This window comes from Brevundimonas sediminis, assembly GCF_048799765.1.
Classification (GTDB): domain Bacteria; phylum Pseudomonadota; class Alphaproteobacteria; order Caulobacterales; family Caulobacteraceae; genus Brevundimonas.
Genome location: NZ_JBLYQK010000003.1, coordinates 1 through 20,687, shown reverse-complemented (window position 1 = coordinate 20,687; position 20,687 = coordinate 1). Strand labels below are relative to the sequence as shown.

Here is a 20,687-nt window from a genome sequence, read left to right as displayed (position 1 = left end):
GAAGAGCGGCGCTTTTCAGACTGAAAAGCGCCGTTCGGTCAAGATTAACGACCGCCGAGAGTCGACCGGAGCATCCAGGCGAACTTCTCGTGCGCGGCCAGGCGCTGGGTCAGCAGGTCGGCCGACGCCTCGTCGCCGGCCTCGTCCGCGACCTTGAACGCCTTCCGGGCGGTGGCGATCAGGGTGTCGTGGTCAGCCAGCAGTTCCTTCAGCATCGGAATGGCGTCCTTGTCCGGCTCGCCGTCCTTGATCGAGGTCAGGTTGCCGAAGCCCGAGAAGCTCTGCGGCGCCAGCACGCCAAGCGCGCGGATACGCTCGGCGATCTCGTCCAGCGCCGCCCAGATGTCGCGGTACTGCTGCTCCAGCAGGTTGTGGAAGCTGAAGAATTCCGGCCCGCGGACGTTCCAGTGATAGCCGTGGGTCTTCAGGTAGATGGCGAAGCTGTCAGCCAGAACCTTGGTCAGTTCCTCGGCGACGCTGTTCCGTTCGTCCGCGTTGAGGCCGGTGTCGATCTTGACGGTCATGGGGAGGTATCCTGATTGGAAGCGGTTTCTGGTCTGCACTTAGGCGCCGCTCCGGCCCGGTCCAAGCCCGCCGGAAGGAAAGCTTGACCTTTATGCATGATACGGGCGGCGTTCGGGAACGCCTTTCCCGGCGTAGCGTTGCAGTCAGGCATGCGGAACACTGCGTGCGGAGGGGGCAGGTTCTCAGTTGGGGGCGGACCGGTTTTTCAGACAGCTGGCTCTGGCCCAGCCCGGACGGCCCGGCCAGGCCATTCTCACCGGCGTGGTCTGCGGCCTGATCGGCCTCGCCTTGCGCGCCCCCCTGCAACCCCTGTTCGGTGGTTTCAGCGGACTGACCATCCTGATCCCGGCGGTTCTGGTCGCGGCCCTGTGGGGCGGGCAGATCGCCGGCTATGCGGCCATGGCGGTCAGCATCGCCGGCGCGGTGATGCTCACCCGGATCGGCGGCGGGATGATGAGCGGCACGCCCCAGACCCTGGCCCTGGGCATCGGCAGCTTCGTATTCGCCGCGCTGTTCGGCGTCATCCTGGCGGCCTCCCTGCGCTCGACCCTTCGCCATCTCGACGAGACCATCCGGCGGCTGCGGGCTTCGGATACCCTGGTCGGCGAAACAACCCAGGAACTCCGGGCCATGGTGGACCAGGCTTCGGCGGGGATCGCCCGGGTCGACCTGCAGGGTCGGGTCGTCAGCGCCAACGCCCGGTTCGCCGAGATACTGGGCCTGACTCCGGACAGGGTCGTGGGCATCACGACGCGGGATGTCACCCATCCCGATGACGTCGAGATCACGGGCGATGCGCTGAAGACGGCGCGCGACGGGGGCGAGGGCCGGGTCGAGAAGCGTTACATCCGGCCGGACGGGACGGTCGTCTGGGCCCTGACTAGCCTGCGCGCGCTCACCGATCCCTCGGGGGGCCTGATCGGTTTCATCGGGGTGCTGGTGGACATTACAGCCGCCAAGGCTGCGGAAGCCGCCTTGCGCGAGAGCGAGACCCGCTTCCGCCTGATGGCCGACACGGCGCCGTCCCCGGTCTGGATGACCAACACCGAGGCCGAGGTCGAGTTCGTCAATACCGCCCTGATCGAGTTTTACGGGCGTGGCGGAGCGGACCACCTCATGGGCGCGACCTGGCGTGAGACCCTGCACCCGGAGGACCGGAGCGAGGTGGAGGCGGTTATGGCGATCGCGCGCCCCGCCCATCGCCCCTACGGTTTCGAGGCCCGCTTCAAACGCTTCGACGACGCCTGGCGCTGGATGCGCGTCGCTGTGAACCCCCGGTTTGACGCCGACGGCGCATTCATGGGCTATGTCGGCATGTCGTTCGACGTCACCGACACCCGGACGGCGATCACGGCGCTGGAGGCGCAGGAGCGACGCCAGACCTTCCTCCTGTCGCTGACCGATCGGCTTCGGGATCTCATCTCCCCGGACGACATCATGGTGGAGGTCGAGCGAGCCCTGGGCGCCGAGTTCGGCGCCGACCGGGTCGGCTACGGGGAGGTCGATGAGACCCGGGGCCTTGTCTCGATGAGCCGGGACTGGACAGCCGGTGCGGTCTCCGCGGAGGGCCAGTTCGCCCTCGCCGATCTCGGCGCGGACCTGATCCGCGATCTCGCCGAAGGTCGCCTGATCCGGATTGCGGATGTCCGCCTCGACCCCCGGACCCGCGACGCCCTCGACGTCTTCGAGCGCCTCGGCACCCGCGCCCTGATGCGCGCGCCCGTGATCCGCGGCGGCCGGCTGCGCGCCTTCCTCTACGCTCACGACGCCGATGTGCGGACCTGGACCGACGCCGAGGTCGAACTGCTTCAGGATGTGGCCGGACGGACCTGGACCGAGATTGAACGCGCCCGCGCCGAGGGTGCGGTCCGGGAGAGCGAGGAACGTTTCCGCGCCATCGCCGACACCGCGCCGGTGCTGATCTGGGTCACGGGCAAGGACCGGGTGCGCGAGTTCGTGAACCAGGCCTATGTCGCCTACACCGGCGAGACCTATGAAGCGGCCCGTCTGGCGGACTGGCGCGACGTGATCCACGTCGATGACCACGAACGGATCATCCGTGAATCCGTCGCGGGCGAGGCGACGGGCCAGCCCTTCTCGATGGAAGCCCGCTACCTGCGCCACGACGGCGCCTATCGCTGGCTGAAGTCCTTCTCCAGACCCCGACTGGACGCCGACGGCGAGGTGATGGGCTTCGTCGGCGTCGCCTTCGACGTGACCGACATCCGCGAGGCGCAGGCGCGGCTGCAGGAGTCCGAAATCCGCTTCCGCACGGTCGCGGACAGCGCCCCGGCCCAGATGTGGATGACGGACGAGACCGGGACGGTCCTCTTCGCCAACCGACGCTACCGCACCTTCTTCGGGGTCCAGCACGACGAGGACCTGGAAGACAACTGGCAGGCCATCATGACCGCCAACGGGCTCGAGGCCTTCTATCAGGGCTTCCTGAACGCCCTGGAACAGCGCGACCGGTTCGAGAGTGTGATGGAGGTGGAGCATCCGCAGATGGGCCGCCGCTGGCTGCGTTGCGAAGGCATTCCCCGGTTCGACGGCGACGGGCGGTTCCAGGGGTATGTCGGCGCCAACATCGATGTCACCGAGGCCCGCCGCGCCGAGGATGATCTGAAACGCATCAACGAACTTCTCGAGGAGCGGGTCAGCGAAGCGCTGGCGGAGAAGGCCAAGGCTGAAGCGGATCTGATGCACGCCCAGCGGATGGAGGCGGTCGGTCGCCTGACCGGTGGCGTGGCCCACGACTTCAACAACCTGCTGACCGTCGTCATCGGGGCCCTCGACATGATGCTGCGCTCGCCCGACGACGCGGCCCGCCAGAAAAAGCTCGGGGAGGCCGCCCTGGCCGCCGCTCGCCGGGGCGAGGGGCTGACCCACCAGTTGCTGGCCTTCTCCCGCCGCCAGGCCCTGCGACCCGAGGCCCTGGACCTGAACGGCCTGATCCGGGGCAGCGAGCCCCTGCTCAAGCGCGCGGTCGGCGAGGCGGTCGAGTTCCGGCTCAAACTGCGCCGCGGCGGCGCGCGCGTGCACGTCGATCCCGCCCAGTTCGAGGCGGCCCTGCTCAACCTTGTCGTCAATGCCCGCGACGCCGTCGGCGACAAGGGGCGCGTGACCGTCCAGACCCAGACCGCGACAGTCCGGGACGGCGAGGTGCAGGAACTGCCCGCCGGGGACTATGTCTGCGTGTCGGTCTCCGACAACGGCGCCGGCATTGATCCGGAGGTGATCAGCCGGGTGTTCGAGCCCTTCTTCACAACCAAGGCCGTCGGCAAGGGCACGGGGCTGGGGCTGAGCCAGGTGTATGGCTTCGCCCGCCAGTCCGGTGGGGGAATCCGCGTCGCCTCGACCCTGGGGCGGGGCACCGAATTCCGTCTCTACCTGCCGCCGCTGGACCGCGCCGACGAGAACGACGCCGATGTCCGGGATACGACGCCCTTCCCCCGCGTCGCCGCCCGGCGGGTCCTGCTGGTCGAGGACGACCCCGGTGTCGCCGCCATCGCCCTGGACCTGCTGACGGCCATGGGCATGGATGTGGCTGCCGCGGACAACGCGCCGCGCGCGCTGGAGATGTTGAGGATCGAAAGATTCGACCTGATGCTCAGCGACGTGGTCATGCCCGGCGGCATGACAGGCATCGAGCTGGCGCGGGTCTGCGCGAAGGAGTGGCCGGACATGCGGATCGTCCTGACGTCGGGCTATGCCGGCGACGACGTGGACGAAGCCCTTTCGGACGCGCCGTGGCCCTTCCTGCGGAAGCCGTATTCAGGTGAGCAACTGGCCGGAATTCTGGGTCAGGTTCCCGCCGTAGCGGATTGACGCCCGAAGCCGCCGGCTCCGGGCGTCGGATCGGTCAGCCGCGCTTGGAGCCGCGGGCCTTTCGCGCAGCGTAGCGCGCGTCACGCGCGGCTTTCTGCTCTTCCTTGGTCAGTTGCTTGCGCTCCTTGCGGGCGGCGCGGCGTTCAGCGTCAATCGCGTCCTGGGCCGCCTGTTCGGCAGCCATCCTGGCGGCTTCCTTTTCGGCCTTCTCACGACGCTGCTCGGCCTTGGCCAGCTCGTGCTGCTGACGTTGCGCCTCCTTCTCGGCGGCGCGCTTCTCCGCCAGCTTGTCGAACTCGGGGTCCGGCGCGGCGGCCTTGGGCTTGAACTTGGCGAGCAGGGCGGCCTTGGCGTCCTTCTGGGCGGAGATGCGGTCGTTGAAGCCGGTTTGTTTCAGATCTCTCATGCGTAGAGTCGTCGTATCCTTGTTGGATGTCAGGTGCGCGTGCGCCGGGGCGAGCTCAGCTCAGCCCCGGGCGGGTCCGCTAACCCCATATGGGGTCAAAAAGCAAGGTTTGCAGAGCGGACGCACACAGACGCCCGCTCCGGTGTGTCAGTTGGGGCGCTCGGCATGGCCGACCGCTGCGCCCGCGGCGCCGCCGACCGCCGCGCCGACCGGACCGGCGACGACTGCGCCCGCGACAGCGCCGGTCGCCGCTTTCTGTTCCGTTGTGGTTCCGCAGGCAGCGGCCCCCATCGCGAAGGCGGCCAGTAAGGTGACGGTGGCGAGACGGCGCATGACTTTTCTCCTGTTCGCGGAATCAAACGTCGGCCCTCCCGAGCGGTTCCGAACCGTGGCGGAAAGTCGCCTTTCAGGAAATCGGCCGCCGAAAGACTAGAAGATGACCCGCACGAAGACCGACGCGCCAAGGCCATCCGCAACCCGGCGAAGACGCAATGTCGTTGAATACAGTATACGCTGGAAAGACTGATCCAAAAACCTTCGGCGCCCTTGATATTTTTCTCCGCATACACATCGGGGCGCGACAATTGCTGCAGCGCACAGGATTCTTGCGAATCAACCACATTGGCGCCACAAACCGCTGGCTTAAGGCGCGTCCCTCGACACCGGCCCGTTCGCCGAACGTCGAAACTGAAACCGTCGAACGTGATCCGATCACTCGGCGGCGAGACTACCCGGGGGCGGCACTGCGCCCTGTCGAACAGGACTGAGCCTTTGCCGACTTCCTCGCAGACGCGTGTGAACCCGCCCGTAGATCGTGCAGCCCGGATTCGGCCCGGCACGGCGGCGGCGATGTTCGGCGCTCTGGTGGGACTTGCGGTCGGCGGCGCCTATCTGGGCGGCGCGGCGGCCAAGGCGTCGGCGATTCAGGATCAGGCCTCGCGCATCGACGGCGCCGGCGCCGCGGGCTTCACCGAGGAAGCGCTGGCCGCTGCGGCGGGCGGTCTCGACGAAAGCGCGCTGACCATCGCGCGCCGTCACGATCCCTATACCGTCGCCGGGCCCAGCCAGCGCGACCGTCAGGCGGAACTGCTCACCGCCCGTCTCGAGCAACTCCGGGGCTCCGCGCCCGTCCAGATCACCGGCCTGCGTCAGGCCAACCTCGGCGGTCCGGTCGCGGCACAGCCCTTCCGGCTGTCCGGCGCGCTGGAAGCGTCCCGAGACCTCGATTGCCTGACCCAGGCGGCCTACTATGAAGCGCGGGGCGAGGGCCGTGACGGCATGCGCGCCGTGGCCCAGGTCGTTCTGAATCGCGTCCGTCACCCGGCCTTCCCCAAGACGGTCTGCGGCGTCGTCTTCCAGGGCGCGGGGCGTCGGACCGGCTGCCAGTTCAGCTTCACCTGCAACGGCTCGATGCGCGGCCGCGTCAACCGCGCCGCCTGGGAACGCGCCCGCGCCGTCGCGTCGTCGGCCCTGTCCGGCTCGGTGTTCAGCGGCGTCGGCAACGCCACCCATTTCCACACCACCGGGGTCTCCCCCCAGTGGCGGAACAGCCTGGTGCGCGTCAGCCAGGTCGGCGACCATCTGTTTTACCGCTTCGGCGGACGCTCCGGCGCTTCCAGCGCCTTCAGCTATGCCGCCCGCCGGTCCAGCGACGCGGACATGCCCCAGGTCGTTCAGGCCAGCCTTGATCCGATCGCGCCGGCCCGCGAGGCCGGAGCCGTCGCCTATAATCTGCTGATCGCGCAGGAACGTCAGGCCGCCGGTCATGACGCCGCCGCTCCGCAGGCCCCGGCTCCGGCGGCCGCGCCCGCGACGGCTGAAACTCCGCGTCGCGGGACTGCGCCGGCCGCAACGCCGATCGCGGCGCTTTCCTCGACCGACACCGGCCGTCCCGCCGCCTGATCAGCGCTGCTGCACCTTCCAGTGCGTGGTCAGGTTCTGGCGCAGGTTGCCGAACCGTCCCTGCGTTTCCAGATTGACGTCTGCATCGCCCGGCTGACCGGACTGCGCGCCCGTCGCCACATCCCGGCGATCCGCGGTCATCGCCTCCTCCGCCGACGCGCCGCCGCGATCGGCGAAGCTGCGCTGTTCCTTGGGGATTTTCGGACTGTGGGTCATCCGTGATCTCCTTTCGTATAGGAGAAGAACCACTCCGCTCCCGGACTGTTCCGGAACGCCGTTCGGCTCAGATCGCGTCCAGGCCGATATCCAGTGACGGCGCCGAGTGGGTCAGGGCCCCGACCGAAATCACATTCACGCCGGTTTCGGCAATGGCCCGCACGGTCTCCAGATTGACCCCGCCGGACGCCTCCAGGGTCACCGCGCCGGCGACGCGGGCGACGGCCTCGCGGAGGTCCGTCAGGCTGAAATTGTCCAGCATGATCACGTCAGGGCCTTCGGCAAGGGCCTCGGCCAGCTGCTCGAGCCCGTCCACCTCGACCTCGACCTTCATCAGATGGCCCGCCGCAGCTCTCGCCCTGCGCACAGCCTCGCCGACGCCGCCGCAGACAGCGACGTGGTTGTCCTTGATCAGGATGGCGTCATCCAGGCCGAAGCGATGGTTCAGCCCGCCGCCGCAGAGCACGGCATGCTTCTCCAGCGCCCGCAGCCCCGGCGTCGTCTTGCGCGTGTCGGCGATCCGGGCCCCGGTTCCTTCGACCGCCGCCACATAGGCGCCGGTCAGGGTCGCGATCCCGCACAGCCGTCCCAGAAGGTTCAGCGCCGTCCGCTCGGCCGACAGGAAGGCGCGCGCGTCGGCCTCGACCTCCGCCAGCACAGCCCCGGCCTCGAACCGGTCGCCGTCCCGCAACCGCAGCGTCACGGACGCCTGCGGATCCATCGCCAGGACCGCCAGCCGCACGCAGCCGATTCCGGCCAGCACGCCCGGTTTCCGCGCCGCGAAGACCGCCCGCATTCGAGCGCCTTCAGGGATGCAGGCCCTGGCGGTCACATCACCGGCGCGCCCCAGGTCCTCGACGAGCGCGGCCCGGACGATCGGTTCAATCAGGGTGTCTGGAAGGGACGGGATCATTCGGCGGCCATGGTGCCCGGAGTGGGCAGTTCGGGTTCACGGCGCAACCGCGTATGGCGCGGCGCGGCGTCGGTCTGCGGATAATCCGAGCGGTAGTGGCCGCCCCGGCTCTCCCGCCGTTCCAGGGCCGCCCCGGTGATCAGGCGGGCCGCCAGCACAGGCAGGGCGCCCCGCGCCTCCTGCTCCAGCCGTTCGATCAGCACCATGGCCCGCGCCAGACCCGCGGCGTCACGGACGACGCCGACATTGTCGCTCATCATCACCCGCAGGGCCGTCAGGGCCTCGGGCGCCAGGTCGGGGCGGCCCTCGCCGGCGCTCGCCTGCCCCTGCCCGCCCGTCTCCGCCGCCGCCGCCCGGCCCGTTCGCCGCCCGAACGCCGCCGCTTCGAGCAGGGAGTTCGACGCCAGGCGGTTCGCCCCGTGCACCCCGGTCGCCGCGCACTCGCCCACGGCGAACAATCCGGGCAGGCTGGTGCGCCCGTCCAGTCCGGCGGCGATCCCGCCCATATGATAGTGGGCTCCCGGCGCGACCGGGATTGGCGTTTCGCGCGGATCCAGTCCGGCGCGCATGCAGGCGGCGAACACGGCCGGGAATTCATGGGGGAAGGCGCCGCCCACGGCGGTCCGGGCGTCCAGATAGGCCCCCCGTCCATCCAGCCGCGCCGCATGAACGGCCCGCGCCACGACGTCACGAGGCTTCAGGTCGGCGTCGGCGTCCTCCCCCAGCAGGAACCGACCCTCGGCGTCGATGAGCCGCGCGCCTTCGCCCCGCAAGGCCTCGGTCGCCAGGGGCATGGGATCCAGTCCGACATCGATCGCGGTCGGATGGAACTGGACGAACTCGGGGTCCAGGATCTCCGCTCCGGCCCGATAGGCCAGCGCCATGCCCTCGCCGAGCAGGGCCGCCGGCGTGGTGGTCCGGGCGAACAGCCCCCCCGCGCCGCCGGTCGCCAGGACAACCGCCGTAGCCAGGACCTCCGTCAGCCGCCCGTCACGCTCGATCACCGCGCCCCGCACCCGGCCCGTGTCATCCTGAAGGAGCCCGCGCAGGCGCCCGTTCTCCCAGACAGTCACATGCGGCGCGGCGCGCACACTGGCGACCAGCGCCGAGAGGATGGCGCGGCCCGCGCCGTCCCCGCCCACCCGGGCGACCCGGGCGCGGGAGTGGGCGGCCTCCAGGCTGACCGCAAAGCCGCCGTCGACATCCCGGTCAAACGGCGCGCCGAGACCGGCCAGCCACTCCACCGTCTGCCGACCGTCTCCGGTCAGGGCCCGGGCGGCGGCCAGATCGACCAGACCGGCGCCGGCCGCGGCGGTGTCCGAGGCGTGGAGATCAGGCGCATCCTTCGCCGAAAGCGCGGCGGCGACACCGCCCTGCGCCCAGGCCGAGGAACAGGCCTGCAGCAGGGGCGCGGGCGTCACCACAAGGGTTGGACGCGGCGCGGCTTCCAGCGCGGCCGACAGACCGGCCAGTCCGCCGCCGACAATCAGCGGGCCATCGTGACGAACCCGGCTCATTGGCCGAACTCAAGCAGGCTTGCGCCGTGGCCGGCGGCGCCCGCCAGGGTCTCGGCGCCGGGCAGGAAGGCCGCCAGGCCGACGCCCACGCACGCCGCCGCGGTCAGGACGAACAACCCCGTCGCCTTGATCGCCTCACCGACGGTCAGGCGTCGCACATCCGGCCGCCACACGCCCCGCCGCAGGTAGCTGAACAGGGCGATCGACAGGAAGATCGCGAACAGCCAGCTGCCGTTTGACGCCCCCCACAGGATCGCAAGGCCGCCGATCACCAGCAGCACGACCTTCTCGACCATCGGGTGGATTTTCGCCAGCACCGGCCCCAGCGCGCGGGAGCCGTCCAGCATGGGAGCGGGCAGGAGGTTGATCAGATTGATGAAGGCGATGGCGATCACGCAGCCCAGCCAGATCCCCTGCCCCGTCCATCCATACAGGGCGAAGAAGGGGATCGCCGCCAGCAGGCCGAAGGCCGGCCCCGCCAGAGCCACCAGAACGCCATGCCACTCGCTGGCCGCCGGCCGCTGACCGATGGCCGCGCCGCCGAAGAAGGGCACGATGAAAATACGCGCCGGTCCCATGCCGAGCCGGTTCATGGCCAGCATGTGCCCGACTTCATGCACCAGCACGCCGAACAGCACCGCCGCCACGATCTCGAAGCTTCGGGTCCACATGTAGATCAACCCGCCCAGCAGCAGGGTTGAGATCAGCGCCCAGCCGAGCCCCTGTCCCTGAACGACCGGATGGGCGGAGGTGGACGCCACCGGCCCCTCTCTGGTCTCCAGCCGAACATGCAGACCGCGCGGCGCGCCTGTCTCGTCAGGCTTGAGGTCCCAGGGGCCGGGGCGGCGGGGGGTGTCGGTGTCGCTCATCTCCGCGACGTGGCCTTTTCCGCCTTCAGCCACAAGGCCAGTACGGCGAGAAGCCGCAGGGTCTTGCGATCAACCGTCGCGACGGCGCGGACAGGCGGAATGTAATGCATGGTGTCAGTCCAGATTATGCGCCCGCGCCCCGGCGGGATCGGCCCGCGTCAGCGCCTCGCGCACCAGATTCTTCGGCACGCCCCGGCGGCTCAGGATTTCATAGACCCGGCGCAGGTCCTGAACCGGTCTGAATGCAACCCAACGCTGCTTCGCACGCCAGATAATGATCATGTAGCCAAACGGTACGCGCCAAACTCGAACCACTCAGATCAGCTCCACATCCACGTGATGCCTGGCCTTCACCAGGTCATACCGCGCGGGAATCGGCGGCGGAGGCAGGTCTATCATGCGTTGCACGGCCATTCGCGCCCGTTCTGCCATCGCCTCGGGTACAGTCACCTCGAACTTCATGTCGCGCAGGCAGTCGCGGATATTCTCCAGCGTGATCCGCTTCATGTGCGGACACATGTTGCAGGGGCCGACAAACTGTACGTCCGGCACGTCGCCCTTGATGTTGGACGCCATCGAACACTCGGTGATCAGCACCACCCGTTTCGGCTTGTGTTGCTCCACATAGTCGGTCATCGCGGCCGTCGAGCCGGCGAAGTCAGCCGCCTGGAGGATTTCCTCCGGGCATTCCGGGTGGGCCAGAACCTCGGCGTCCGGCCAGGCGTCGCGCATGTCGGCGATGTCCTGCGCGGTGAACCGCTTGTGCACCTCGCAATGGCCTTTCCAGGCGATGATCCCCACGTCGGTCTGCGCCGCCACATTGCGCGCCAGATACTCGTCCGGGATCAGGATGACCTTGTCGACGCCCCACTCCCTGGCGGCCCATTCGACGATCTGCACCGCGTTGGCGCTGGTGCAGCAGATGTCCGTCTCGGCCTTCACATCGGCGGTCGTGTTCACATAGGTCACGACCGGCAGGCCGGGATAGCGCTGCTTGATCAGCCGCACATCCTCGCCGGTGATCGAACTGGCGAGGCTGCATCCCGCGCGAAGATCGGGAATCAGCACCGTCTTCCCGGGGCTCAGGATCTTCGAGGTCTCGGCCATGAAATGTACGCCCGCCTGGACGATCACCTTCGCGTTCGACCGGGCAGCTTCCTTGGCCAGACCCAGGCTGTCGCCGACGTAGTCGCCGACCCCGTGGAAGATTTCCGGCGTCATGTAGTTGTGGGCGAGGATGACGGCGTCCCGTTCCTTCTTCAGCGCATTGATCTCGCTGATGAGAGCCGCGTAGCCCGGCCACTCCAGGGGGGTGACGTGGTCCTTGACCTTCTCCCAGACCGGCGCGGTCTCGCGCTCCAGTTCCTTCGACAGACCGAACATCCCGTCCGCCATGGCATCCATCCTTTTGCTCGATCTGAGCAAATCAACGACCCAAAGAACGGCGACCAACAGATCGGGTCGCCCGCTTACTTATGCTCACTTTCAGCATAAGCCGGATGCAATCTAGGCCGACGGCCCGGGAATTCAACCCCGGAACCGCCGGCCCTGCCGATTTCGAAATCCTAGTCCGGTGCGAAACGCAGCATCGCCGCATGGCCGATGACATGGAACACCTTGCCCTCGGCCTCGGCCAGGGTCGCGCCGTCGATGGGGAAGACCTCACGCCCTTCGGCGGCCCGCATCACCCCCATCACCGGCGGCAGGGCGGCGCTGGCCGCGTGATCGGCCCGGCACTCCGCCAGATGCCCGCTCCGGACGATGCAGCTGACCTCCATTTCCGGCGTCGGCAGACGCGGGGCGGGCCGTGCGTTCGGGTTCGGGCGCCGGGAGCGCAGGGCCACACTCCGGCTGGACGACCGGCGATGTACGGTGGGCCCGACGTTCTCAAGCGAGACCTCGGCCTCGGCGAGCAGGTCCCGGTCGTCGGAGAGGCCCCAGCCACAGGCCGTCAGCACCTGATCGACATTGGCGGACTGGCCCGGCAGGTCAAAGGCGCCGGTAAAGGGAGTCTCCGAGCCAGGCTCGGTCCGGACCGAATAGAGGCCGCCGCCCTTCAGGAAACGCGCGGCCCGACCGGGCGAAACGGCGCGGAAGGCGCCCGGCGCCCCGCTCGAGACCCAGTCCTGGATGTCCGATCGTCCGTCCGCCCGGCTCGCCGTCAGCTCCAGGGGCTCCGTCGACCGCGGCAGGCCGCCCAGGACGACCGTCAGCCGGTTGTCGCGGCACTGGACGACAATGATCTGGCCGGCGTCATACCGGGTCACCGCGATGGCGATATTCTGCGCCGGGTCCTGCTGGAACTCCCAGTCGTCGTCCTGCGCCGTCGCCGTCGTCGCCGCGCCCAGGCCCAGCGCCATGGCCAGCCCCGCCGAAAGCATCGTCTTCATGACCTGAAACCCCTCACATCCCGCGCGCAGTGACACGCAGACTCGGGGAGCCGTCAAGCGGTTGTCACACGCCCTTCATGCGCCAACAACCAGCGCTTGCGCTCAAGGCCTCCGGCATATCCCGTCAAGGTTCCATCGGCGCCGATCACCCGGTGACAGGGCACGATCACGGCCACCGGATTCTGGCCGTTGGCGAGCCCGGCGGCCCGCATCGCCTTCGGTGATCCGACGGCCGCCGCCAGCTGTCCATAGGTCCGCGTCTCCCCGACCGGAATGGTCCGAAGGGCCGCCCAGACCGCCTTCTGGAAGACGGTGCCGCCGGTCTTCACCGCCAGACCGTCCAGCGCCGTCAGCGCACCGCCGAAATAGGCTTCCACCGCGACGCGCACCGGCTCGGGAGCGCGCCCCTCGACCACGGCCGCCCCCGGGCTGTGCCGGGCCAGCAGGCGATGCATCCGCGCCTCGTACCCCGCGAACTCCAACGCCCGCACCGCGCCCTCCGGCCCCGTGACCAGCAGCATCTCGCCGACCGGCGTGGCCAGCCGATCCAGCGTCAGGGTTTCCGCCTCAGACCGCTTCGGCATCGTCTCGCTCCATCAGTTCAGCGGCGTCGGCCCCGGCCATGGCCAGATGCAGCGCCCCGTAGGCCCGCCACGGGCGCCACATCTCAGCGCGCGCGGTCAGGCGATCATCCTTCAATCTGTCGTTGGGCGGCTCGGCCGCGTCATCGATCCAGTCGCCCGGCAGTCGCAACCCGGGTCGCGCCGCCGCCAGAGGCGCCAATGCCGGATCGGCGGACAGGTCTCTCGCGATGGCGTCCGGATCCGCCGACAGATCGAACACCCGCCGCACCCGCGCCAACACGCCCGGCAGCGCTTTCAGCTCTGTCGTCTCGATGCAGACCGTGACCCGACCCGCCTCGCCCGGCTCGACCCGGACCGAACCCTCGGCCCCGTCGATCTCCCGATCCAGCACCCGCGACCAACGCCGCCCTTCAACCGCATCGCCCCGTTCCGCCAGAGCCGTCAGCATCGCGCGCCAGTCATACGGCGGCGCATAGGGCAGGCTCAGCACCACCCCGCCCTCATGCGCCCGCTCGCCCCGTCGCCGCAGGGCCGAGGGCGGCCGCTCGTACAGGGCCTGAAAGGTCTCGTTGAACCGCCGCACGCTGCCGAAACCGGACGCCAGCGCCACCTGCGCCATCGACAGGTCGGTCTGGTGGATCAGGGCCTTGGCCAGCAGCACCCGCCGGGTCTGGGCCACGCTGACCGGCGCGGCGCCCAGATGCTGGCGGAACAGGCGGCGCAGATGCCGCTCGCCCACGCCCAGCCGACCGGCCAGCGCATCGACGTCGCCGTCATCCAGCGCCCCCGCCTCTATCAGGGCCAGGGCCCGGCTCACCGTATTCGACGTCCCGCGCCACGCCCCCATGTCCGGCGCCGTCTCCGGACGACACCGCAGGCAGGCGCGAAACCCCGCCTCCTCGGCCGCCGCCGCCGAGGCGACGAAGATCATGTTCTCTCTCTTTGGAGTCCGCGCCGGGCAGACCGGACGGCAGTAGATGCCGGTCGTCTTCACACAGCCGAAGAACCGCCCGTCAAACCGCGCATCACGCGTCATCACGGCGCGATAGCAGGCCTCCTGATCGAGAGCGGCAGGGTTTTCCATGAGCGGAAGATAGGCCGCAGCGGAGAGGAACGCTCGCGGTTTTCGGACATGAGCGTGGACCTCCCACCGGCCCGCCTCCGTCGTACAGGCCGCGTCGGGTCGGGAGGTCCCGAAGGGCCGACGTTCCGCGGCCGAACTAAAGTGGCCAGAACAGCAGGATCAGCGGCGGCCCGGCCAGCAGCACCAGCAGGCTCAGCGGCGCCCCCAGCCTCGCATAGTCCCCGAACCGGTAGCCGCCCGGTCCCATGACCAGGGTGTTGCACTGGTGGCCGATGGGGGTGAGGAAATCGCAGGCCGCGCCGACCGCCACGGCCATCAGGAAGGCGTTGGGATTATAGCCCAGCTGGGTCGCCAGACTCGCCCCGATGGGGGCCACGATCAGCACCGTCGCGGCGTTGTTCAGGAAGGGCGTCACCGCCATCGCCGCGAACATCAGGCCGCCGACCGCCAGCACGCCCGGCAGATGGGTGAACAGGCCGCTCAGCGCCACGGCGATCAGGTCGGCGCCGCCCGTCCTCTGGATGGCGTCCGACACCGGAATCAGGGCCGCGATGAGGATCAGAAGGGGGCCGTCCAGCGCACCGTAAGCCTCGCGCATCTTCAGCCCGCCCAGGGCGACGATAACCACCGCCGCCCCGAAGAAGGCGACCGACACCGGCACGACGCCGAACCCCACCAGGGTCATCGCCACCGCCAGCACCACCGCGGGCAGGAACCGTTTGCGGACGCTGCCCAGCCGCACCTCGCGCTCCGCCAGCGGCAGCAAGTCCAACGCCTTCAGGGCCGTCGGCAACCCGGCCTCCCCGCCCTGCAGCAGGATCACATCCCCGGCCTGCAGCCGCGCCGACCGCAGCTTCTGGGTCAGCTCGTAGCCGCTGCGCGACACCCCGATCAGATTGACCCCGTACTGGCCATACAGGTCGGCGGCCCGCACAGACTGGCCGGACAGGGGCGAGTTGCGGCCGATCACCGCCTCGACGACCTGCACCTCATCCGTCGGCTGCTCCAGCATCACCGGCCGGTCCTCACGGACCAGTTGCAGACGACTGGTCGACAGGAAGCTCTCCAGCGCCGACGGGCCGCCCTCGATCAACAGGGTGTCGCCCGGCAGGACCTTGTGGTTCCAGCGGGGACTGGCGACCCGCCTGCGCCCCCGGATCAGCGCGAGGATGCGGACCTCCCCGTCCCCCATCGCGGTCAGGGTCCGGATATTCGGCGTGGGACTGGTCCAGTCCTCGGGGACCCTCGCTTCCGTGGCGTAGCCGTTGGCGGCCAGCGCCTCGTCCAGCCCGACCGCCCCCTGGCGGTCCTTCGGCAGAAGCCGGTACCCGAAGGCCAGGAACGCCAGGGCCATCGCCGTCAGGGCCAGCCCGACCGGCGCATAGTCGTACATGCGGAACGGCTCGCCCAGCAGGTCCGCGCGAACCTCGGCCACGATGATATTGGGCGCGGTGCCGACTAGGGTGACCATGCCCCCGGCCATGGCGCCGAAGGCCATCGGCATCAGCAGGCGGGACGGCGAGGACCCGGTCTTGCGGCTGACCTGCAGCGCCACCGGCATCATGATCGCCAACGCCCCGACGTTCTTGGTCACCATCGACAGCAGGGTGACGGCGACCGTCAGCACCGGCGTCTGGCTGCGTTCGGTCTTCAGCAGCGGGAGGACCCGCTTCAGGGCCATCTCGACGATGCCCGACCGGGCGAAGGCCGCGCTGACCACCAGGGCGGCGGCGATGATCACCGTCACATCGTTGCGGAAACCGTCGAAGGCCGCCTCGGCCGGGATCACCCCGACAGCCAGCCCCAGGACCAGCGCCGACAGGGCGATCAGGTCATAGCGAAACCGCCCCCAGATGAAGGCGACGATGGTCAAACCCACCAGCCCGAAGGCCAGCCCCTGCTGCAGCGTCACGCCCGCTCCCTGAACGAAAAGCCCCGGCGGCCGGATCGCCGCCGGGGCCTAACGCCCGAAGGTTCAGTTCGATGCGTCGATCAGCCGCCGATCCCGGCCGGTGACCAGACGTCCCAGCGCCCCGACGACCTTGGACGCCGCAATCAGGAAGCCGAAGGCGACGCACAGCATCAGGATGCCCGGCAGCGGCCACCAGCCGGTCTCGATCATGGCGCGCACCCGGTCCAGGAAGCTCTCGACATCGGGAACGAACACGATCGGCGACATCGGCGAGTACAGCCAAACCCAGACAAACAGCGCCGCTTCCGCCAGACCGAAGCCGATGTCCCCCAGGGCCGTGAAGCGCACCCCCTTCGGATGCAGGGCGCGGGTCAGGTCAAAGGCGATCCGCACCAGGGCGAAGGCGATGACCGGCCAGTAGAGCAGGCCGTGCATCTCGGCCAGCATCCGGCCGAAGTCGACCCCGTGCACCACGGCGCCGAGATCTTCCGGCGTCGTGTGGGTCAGCGGCAACCAGCCGACCCACCACAGCAGGATCACGCCCCAGCCCACGGCGCTGCCCAGCGCGCGGACGGTCGGCGAGGCGGCGCGCGCCTTGCCCTTGCCGGCCGGTTTGGCGCTCCAGTCGCCTTCGCTCAATCCCCGGGAGACGGCCTCTGCGTTCAGGTTGCCGCCGAACTCGAACAGGCCCAGATCCTTGACCCGCCATTCCCGCAGGAAGCGCGGCTTCTCCTTCTGCCGCTCGATGATGTAGGCGCCGACGGTGGCGAAGCCGATCAGGCTGATCGCCCCGTTGAAGATGCTGTGGAAGGCCTGGCCGATCGCGCGGCCCGCCTCCACGTCGCCGACCACCACCCGGACGATGGCGCCCAGCACGGTGATGGCCACGATGGCGATCAGGCCGGCGCGCACCGCGAACATCCACCACGGATAGAGCTCCGGCCCCACGATGTGCTGCGGCCCCGAACCGTAGCGCGCCGCCACGGCCAGCGGATGCCCCACGTCGCGCAGGATGTCCTCCTGCTCCGCCTCGGTCAGGGGGCGGCCCAGTGCCTCCTCCTTCTCCTCGAAACGGCTCAGGATCATGTCCCGCAGTTCGGCGATGATGTCGGCCCGCTCGCTCTGCGGCAGTTGGGCGGCGACGGCGTTCAGATAGCGATCAATCAGGTCCATCAGACTTCCCCTTGTCCCCGGATAATCAAAGAAGCTTGTCCAGCGAGGCGCTGATGCCCCGCCATTCGTCGGTCAGGGCGGCCAGCATCGACACGCCGCCGGGCGACAGGACGTAGAAGCGCTTCTTCCGCTTCTCCTCCTCGCGCCATTCGCTCTGCAGCAGGCCCTGGCTCTCCAGCCGGCGCAGCAGCGGGTAGAGGGTGGATTCCTCCATCTCCAGCCCGTCCGCCGCCAGGGCCTGGCGCAGGGTGTAGCCGTAACGCTCGGTCCGCAGGCAGGCGAGCACCGCCAGCACCAGCGACCCGCGGCGCAACTCCAGCCGCATGCTTTCGAAAAGTTCGGGATCGAGGCTCACGCCACGCCCTCCTGTTGCGTCACATAGTGTGTGACACACAGTGTATGGCGCATACTGTGCGAGGGAGTCAAGCGAGCATTGTTACGTCGACGATCGCGTGAGGCCGAAGCCCTCGTCCGGGGGAAACGGGGGCGCTATCGAATGCGGCGCGCGACCTGTCTGACAGCCCACTGGCTCAGCAGCCACACGACACCGAGCCCAAGTCCGAACGCAAGGCTGGTTCCCAGCAAGCTCGCCAGATCATCCCCCGCCAGCACCATGAAACCCATATCGGCGAACGACAGACGATGTTCCGGTTCCGCCACCATGGACGGAGGGATGGGTGCGCGGGTTACAATCCAGGCCGCCCGGAACACCTGAACCAGCAACACGCCCGCGACCATCACCGCCGGGACGGTGATCCACCAGAACAGGGAGGAGCGAGTTGGCACGCGCATGAACTTCTCCGAAGCCGACATTAGTCCGCACCCGGCTTCGCCGCGCAACCCCTCGCGCATGCTATGCAGCGCGCCAACACAGGAGCCCGCCATGCCCGCCTTCGCCGCTGACGGCGTGACCGTCGTCGATCACCCGCTGGTGACGCACAAATTGTCGATCATGCGGGCGAAGGAGACCTCGACGGTCCAGTTTCGCACCCTGCTGCGGGAAATTTCGACCCTGCTCTGCTACGAGGTCACCCGCGACCTGCCGCTGGAGCCCTGGCCGGTCGAGACGCCGGTCGGCCCCGCGCAGGGCGGCCGGATCGAGGGCAAGAAGCTGGTCTTCGTGCCCATCCTGCGGGCCGGACTGGGGCTGGTGGAGGGGATGCTGGACCTCGTTCCCTCCGCCCGGGTCGCCCACGTCGGCCTCTATCGCGATCCGGAGACGCTGGACGCCGTCGAATACTACTTCCGTGCGCCGGAGGACGTCGCCGACCGGCTCTGCGTCGTGGTCGACCCCATGCTGGCGACCGGCGGCTCGGCCATCGCCGCGGTTGACCGGCTGAAGGCGCGCGGGGTTCGGGACCTCCGCTTCGTCTGCCTCGTGGCCGCCCCCGAGGGCGTCGCCCGGCTGCGCGCCGCCCACCCCGACGTGCCGGTCTGGGCCGCCGCCGTGGACAGCCGCCTGAACGATCACGGCTATATCGTTCCGGGCCTCGGCGACGCCGGCGACCGGCTGTTCGGGACCCGATAGGCGACCCGCCCGACCAGAGACCACTTTGTCCCGGCCCGCCAGCGGGTTAGAATGGGGCCGGACAACCGCAGGACCCGACCTCCCCCGTGTTTAAGAACCTGCTTCCCGGCAAACCAGGGACCGAGCCCCTGGCCGAGGCGCTGAAGGCGTGCAAGCCGCATTTCATCTGGGCCGCGGTCTTCTCGGCGCTGGTCAACCTGCTCTACCTGACCCCGACCCTGTACATGATGCAGGTCTATGACCGCGTCGTCCCGACGGGCGGGATAGAGACCCTGGTGCTGGTCACCGTCGTGGCGGTCTTCGCCCTGGGGGCCCTCGCCGGGCTGGACTGGCTGCGCGGGCGGCTGATGCTTCGGGCCGGTCTTCGGCTGGACCGCCTGCTTTCGGGCAAGGTGCTGCAGCGGGTCATGGACCTGCAGGCCAGGGCGCCGTCAACCCAGGCCCTGCGGGAGTTCGACAATGTCCGCGGCGCCATCGGCGGACAGGGGATGCTGGCCCTGTTCGATGCGCCGTGGACGCCGATCTACCTGCTTTGCTGCTTCCTGCTTCACCCCGCGATCGGGGTCCTGACCCTCGTCGGCGGAGGCATACTGTTCACCCTCGCCTGGCTCAACGAGCGGGACACCCGCCCCCGTCTGGCCCGATCGATCCAGTCCCAGAACCACGCCTACGCCGCCCAGGAGGCCATCGCCGGACAGGCCGAGGTCGTGCGCGCCTTGGGCATGCGCCAGTCCTCCATCTCGCGCCAGATCGAACAACGACGGCAGGCCACCGCCGCGCAGGCGGACGCCCAGCTGACCGGCGGCCGCTATTCGGGCGCGATCAAATTCCTGCGGCTGGTCATGCAGTCCGCCGCCCTGGGGCTCGCCGCCTTCCTGGCGGTGCGCAGCGAAATCTCCCCCGGGTCGATCATCGCCTCTTCCGTGTTGCTCAGCCGGGCGGTCGCGCCGGTCGAACTGCTGGTGGGGGTCTGGCCGACGCTGGTGCAGGCGTCCGCCAGCTGGAAGACCCTGACCGAGCTGTTCGCCAACACGGCCGCCGTCGAGCGGGAGCGCACTGCCCTCCCCGCGCCCCGCGGACGGCTGCAGGTCGAGGGGATCTCGGTGAAGTTCCCGGAGACCGAGGCCCCGCAGCTGCGCGGCGTGACCTTCAACCTTCAACCGGGCCAGACCCTCGGCGTGGTCGGCGCCAGCGGTTCGGGCAAGACCACCCTCGCCCGCGTGCTGGCGGGCGCACTCAAGCCCCACGCCGGGGCCGTGCGGCTGGACGGCGCCGAGTACGAAGCGCGCGAAGGCGATGAGCTGGCCCGCTGGATCGGCTACCTGCCGCAGGTGCCGAGCCTGTTCGCGGGAACGATCAAGGACAACATCTCCCGCTTCTCCACCGCCGTCGGGGTCGATCAGGACACCGCCGACAAGGCCGCGGTCCAGGCGGCCATCGCCGCCGGAGCCCATGAGCTGATCCTGCGCCTGCCCAAGGGCTACGACACCGTGCTCGGCCCGTTCGGACAGGGCCTGTCGGCGGGGCAGGCGCAGCGCGTCGCCCTGGCCCGCGCCCTCTATGACAACCCCGTCCTGCTGGTGCTGGACGAGCCGAACTCCAACCTGGACCAGGAAGGCGAGGCCGCCCTGATGCAGGCCATTCTCGGCGCCGCGGCGCGGGGCGCGGCGGTGGTGATCATCGCCCACCGCGCGGGCGTCCTGGCCCGGGTCGATCGTCTGCTGATGATGCGCGACGGCATGGTCCAGCTTGAGGGCCCGCGCGAGGAGGTGCTCGAGAAGATGCGCGCCGCCGCGCCGCGCGCGCCGGGGCAGACGGCCCCGGCCACGCCCCGGACGGC

At 69.4% G+C, this 20,687-nt stretch carries 20 protein-coding genes; 4 read left to right on the top strand and 16 right to left on the bottom strand.

The window, feature by feature from the left end; genetic code table 11:
* Positions 1-44: 44 nt before the first annotated feature.
* A complete protein-coding gene (locus ACLQ7T_RS02725) occupies positions 45-524 on the bottom strand; it encodes a Dps family protein (RefSeq protein WP_420478024.1) in 480 nt (159 codons plus the stop codon).
* 187 nt (positions 525-711) lie between these two features.
* Here ACLQ7T_RS02725 and ACLQ7T_RS02720 point away from each other — a divergent pair, with 187 nt between their 5' ends.
* A complete protein-coding gene (locus ACLQ7T_RS02720) occupies positions 712-4,353 on the top strand; it encodes a PAS domain S-box protein (protein WP_420478023.1) in 3,642 nt (1,213 codons plus the stop codon).
* 34 nt (positions 4,354-4,387) lie between these two features.
* On the opposite strand, the gene ACLQ7T_RS02715 is transcribed toward ACLQ7T_RS02720, so the two are convergent.
* Both ACLQ7T_RS02715 and ACLQ7T_RS02710 read right to left on the bottom strand, forming a co-directional pair.
* Positions 4,388-4,759: a DUF6481 family protein gene (locus ACLQ7T_RS02715; RefSeq protein ID WP_420478022.1), complete on the bottom strand. Its 372-nt coding sequence runs from the start codon at positions 4,757-4,759 to the stop codon at positions 4,388-4,390.
* A 147-nt stretch (positions 4,760-4,906) separates the two neighbouring features.
* Complete coding sequence (locus ACLQ7T_RS02710) at positions 4,907-5,092, bottom strand: hypothetical protein (protein WP_420478021.1); 186 nt, start codon at positions 5,090-5,092, stop codon at positions 4,907-4,909.
* Positions 5,093-5,608: 516 nt separating this feature from the next.
* On the opposite strand from ACLQ7T_RS02710, the gene ACLQ7T_RS02705 reads away from it, so the two are divergent.
* On the top strand, positions 5,609-6,661 hold the full coding sequence (locus ACLQ7T_RS02705) for a cell wall hydrolase (protein ID WP_420478020.1): 1,053 nt from the start codon (positions 5,609-5,611) through the stop codon (positions 6,659-6,661).
* Here the strand turns inward: ACLQ7T_RS02705 and ACLQ7T_RS02700 are convergent, their stop codons facing one another.
* From ACLQ7T_RS02700 to ACLQ7T_RS02640, 13 genes are all read right to left on the bottom strand, one after another.
* Positions 6,662-6,877 (bottom strand): hypothetical protein, encoded by a 216-nt coding sequence (locus ACLQ7T_RS02700; RefSeq protein ID WP_420478019.1) that lies wholly within the window; start codon positions 6,875-6,877, stop codon positions 6,662-6,664.
* A 67-nt stretch (positions 6,878-6,944) separates the two neighbouring features.
* Positions 6,945-7,790: a carboxylating nicotinate-nucleotide diphosphorylase gene (gene nadC / locus ACLQ7T_RS02695; RefSeq protein WP_420478018.1), complete on the bottom strand. Its 846-nt coding sequence runs from the start codon at positions 7,788-7,790 to the stop codon at positions 6,945-6,947.
* Positions 7,787-9,307: an L-aspartate oxidase gene (locus tag ACLQ7T_RS02690; RefSeq protein ID WP_420478017.1), complete on the bottom strand. Its 1,521-nt coding sequence runs from the start codon at positions 9,305-9,307 to the stop codon at positions 7,787-7,789. Before ACLQ7T_RS02690 ends, nadC begins: the two co-directional genes overlap by 4 nt.
* Positions 9,304-10,176 carry a metalloprotease gene (locus ACLQ7T_RS02685; RefSeq protein ID WP_420478016.1) on the bottom strand — a complete coding sequence of 291 codons (873 nt, stop codon included), beginning with the start codon at positions 10,174-10,176 and terminating at the stop codon, positions 9,304-9,306. Before ACLQ7T_RS02685 ends, ACLQ7T_RS02690 begins: the two co-directional genes overlap by 4 nt.
* 114 nt (positions 10,177-10,290) lie before the next feature.
* Positions 10,291-10,458 (bottom strand): hypothetical protein, encoded by a 168-nt coding sequence (locus tag ACLQ7T_RS02680; RefSeq protein WP_420478015.1) that lies wholly within the window; start codon positions 10,456-10,458, stop codon positions 10,291-10,293.
* Between the two features lie 33 nt (positions 10,459-10,491).
* On the bottom strand, positions 10,492-11,580 hold the full coding sequence (gene nadA, locus ACLQ7T_RS02675; RefSeq protein ID WP_420478014.1) for a quinolinate synthase NadA: 1,089 nt from the start codon (positions 11,578-11,580) through the stop codon (positions 10,492-10,494).
* Positions 11,581-11,741: 161 nt separating this feature from the next.
* On the bottom strand, positions 11,742-12,566 hold the full coding sequence (locus ACLQ7T_RS02670; RefSeq protein WP_420478013.1) for a hypothetical protein: 825 nt from the start codon (positions 12,564-12,566) through the stop codon (positions 11,742-11,744).
* A 53-nt stretch (positions 12,567-12,619) separates the two neighbouring features.
* Positions 12,620-13,150: a methylated-DNA--[protein]-cysteine S-methyltransferase gene (locus ACLQ7T_RS02665; RefSeq protein WP_420478012.1), complete on the bottom strand. Its 531-nt coding sequence runs from the start codon at positions 13,148-13,150 to the stop codon at positions 12,620-12,622.
* Positions 13,134-14,234, bottom strand: coding sequence for a bifunctional transcriptional activator/DNA repair enzyme AdaA (locus tag ACLQ7T_RS02660; protein WP_420478011.1), 1,101 nt, complete (start codon positions 14,232-14,234; stop codon positions 13,134-13,136). The genes ACLQ7T_RS02665 and ACLQ7T_RS02660 overlap by 17 nt, the downstream gene beginning before the upstream one ends.
* 136 nt (positions 14,235-14,370) lie before the next feature.
* Positions 14,371-16,146: an SLC13 family permease gene (locus tag ACLQ7T_RS02655; protein WP_420478010.1), complete on the bottom strand. Its 1,776-nt coding sequence runs from the start codon at positions 16,144-16,146 to the stop codon at positions 14,371-14,373.
* A gap of 63 nt (positions 16,147-16,209) precedes the next feature.
* Entirely contained in the window at positions 16,210-17,319 is a 1,110-nt protein-coding gene (locus tag ACLQ7T_RS02650; RefSeq protein WP_420478009.1) for an HAAS signaling domain-containing protein, read from the bottom strand.
* Positions 17,320-17,344: 25 nt separating this feature from the next.
* Entirely contained in the window at positions 17,345-17,644 is a 300-nt protein-coding gene (locus ACLQ7T_RS02645; RefSeq protein WP_420470946.1) for a PadR family transcriptional regulator, read from the bottom strand.
* A gap of 164 nt (positions 17,645-17,808) precedes the next feature.
* The gene (locus ACLQ7T_RS02640) at positions 17,809-18,111 is read right to left on the bottom strand and encodes a hypothetical protein (RefSeq protein ID WP_420478008.1); all 303 of its coding nucleotides are present in this window, start codon (positions 18,109-18,111) and stop codon (positions 17,809-17,811) included.
* Positions 18,112-18,202: 91 nt separating this feature from the next.
* Here ACLQ7T_RS02640 and upp point away from each other — a divergent pair, with 91 nt between their 5' ends.
* Together upp and ACLQ7T_RS02630 are read left to right on the top strand one after the other, a co-directional pair.
* Positions 18,203-18,847 carry a uracil phosphoribosyltransferase gene (upp, locus tag ACLQ7T_RS02635; protein WP_420478007.1) on the top strand — a complete coding sequence of 215 codons (645 nt, stop codon included), beginning with the start codon at positions 18,203-18,205 and terminating at the stop codon, positions 18,845-18,847.
* An 86-nt stretch (positions 18,848-18,933) separates the two neighbouring features.
* The coding region (locus ACLQ7T_RS02630) for a type I secretion system permease/ATPase (RefSeq protein ID WP_420478006.1) at positions 18,934-20,687 on the top strand (1,754 nt) is incomplete at its 3' end.

Bases quoted from the DNA above. Each gene is read 5' to 3' on its own strand.
- ACLQ7T_RS02685 (WP_420478016.1), bottom strand. From the start codon at position 10,176: ATGAGCGACACCGACACCCCCCGCCGCCCCGGCCCCTGGGACCTCAAG.
- ACLQ7T_RS02725 (WP_420478024.1), bottom strand. From the start codon at position 524: ATGACCGTCAAGATCGACACCGGCCTCAACGCGGACGAACGGAACAGC.
- nadC (WP_420478018.1), bottom strand. From the start codon at position 7,790: ATGATCCCGTCCCTTCCAGACACCCTGATTGAACCGATCGTCCGGGCC.
- upp (WP_420478007.1), top strand. From the start codon at position 18,203: ATGCCCGCCTTCGCCGCTGACGGCGTGACCGTCGTCGATCACCCGCTG.
- ACLQ7T_RS02705 (WP_420478020.1), top strand. From the start codon at position 5,609: ATGTTCGGCGCTCTGGTGGGACTTGCGGTCGGCGGCGCCTATCTGGGC.
- ACLQ7T_RS02660 (WP_420478011.1), bottom strand. From the start codon at position 14,234: ATGGAAAACCCTGCCGCTCTCGATCAGGAGGCCTGCTATCGCGCCGTG.
- ACLQ7T_RS02640 (WP_420478008.1), bottom strand. From the start codon at position 18,111: ATGCGCGTGCCAACTCGCTCCTCCCTGTTCTGGTGGATCACCGTCCCG.
- ACLQ7T_RS02715 (WP_420478022.1), bottom strand. From the start codon at position 4,759: ATGAGAGATCTGAAACAAACCGGCTTCAACGACCGCATCTCCGCCCAG.
- ACLQ7T_RS02665 (WP_420478012.1), bottom strand. From the start codon at position 13,150: ATGCCGAAGCGGTCTGAGGCGGAAACCCTGACGCTGGATCGGCTGGCC.
- ACLQ7T_RS02650 (WP_420478009.1), bottom strand. From the start codon at position 17,319: ATGGACCTGATTGATCGCTATCTGAACGCCGTCGCCGCCCAACTGCCG.
- ACLQ7T_RS02680 (WP_420478015.1), bottom strand. From the start codon at position 10,458: ATGATCATTATCTGGCGTGCGAAGCAGCGTTGGGTTGCATTCAGACCG.
- ACLQ7T_RS02700 (WP_420478019.1), bottom strand. From the start codon at position 6,877: ATGACCCACAGTCCGAAAATCCCCAAGGAACAGCGCAGCTTCGCCGAT.
- ACLQ7T_RS02710 (WP_420478021.1), bottom strand. From the start codon at position 5,092: ATGCGCCGTCTCGCCACCGTCACCTTACTGGCCGCCTTCGCGATGGGG.
- ACLQ7T_RS02670 (WP_420478013.1), bottom strand. From the start codon at position 12,566: ATGAAGACGATGCTTTCGGCGGGGCTGGCCATGGCGCTGGGCCTGGGC.
- nadA (WP_420478014.1), bottom strand. From the start codon at position 11,580: ATGGATGCCATGGCGGACGGGATGTTCGGTCTGTCGAAGGAACTGGAG.
- ACLQ7T_RS02690 (WP_420478017.1), bottom strand. From the start codon at position 9,307: ATGAGCCGGGTTCGTCACGATGGCCCGCTGATTGTCGGCGGCGGACTG.
- ACLQ7T_RS02645 (WP_420470946.1), bottom strand. From the start codon at position 17,644: ATGCGGCTGGAGTTGCGCCGCGGGTCGCTGGTGCTGGCGGTGCTCGCC.